The sequence below is a fragment of the Arthrobacter sp. SIMBA_036 genome (assembly GCF_046535135.1).
In the GTDB taxonomy this organism is placed as follows: Bacteria; Actinomycetota; Actinomycetes; order Actinomycetales; family Micrococcaceae; genus Arthrobacter.
This window is the reverse complement of record NZ_JAWRXG010000314.1, coordinates 1-255: the sequence shown is the minus strand read 5'-3', so window position 1 is coordinate 255 and position 255 is coordinate 1. Positions and strand designations below refer to the sequence as shown.

1 protein-coding gene is annotated in these 255 nt (G+C 52.9%); it reads left to right on the top strand.

Going from position 1 to position 255, the window contains the following annotated elements:
- A partial coding sequence (locus SB659_RS20020) for an isocitrate/isopropylmalate family dehydrogenase (protein ID WP_410551685.1) occupies positions 1-255 on the top strand: 255 nt, incomplete at both ends.

The window sequence follows — 255 nt, the reverse complement described above, 5'->3', positions numbered from 1 at the left end:
ATTCCTGCGTGAAGAGATGGGGGTGAAGAAAATTCGCTTCCCGGAACATTGTGGTATCGGTATTAAGCCGTGTTCGGAAGAAGGCACCAAACGTCTGGTTCGTGCAGCGATCGAATACGCAATTGCTAACGATCGTGACTCTGTGACTCTGGTGCACAAAGGCAACATCATGAAGTTCACCGAAGGCGCGTTTAAAGACTGGGGCTACCAGCTGGCGCGTGAAGAGTTTGGCGGTGAACTGATCGACGGCGGCCC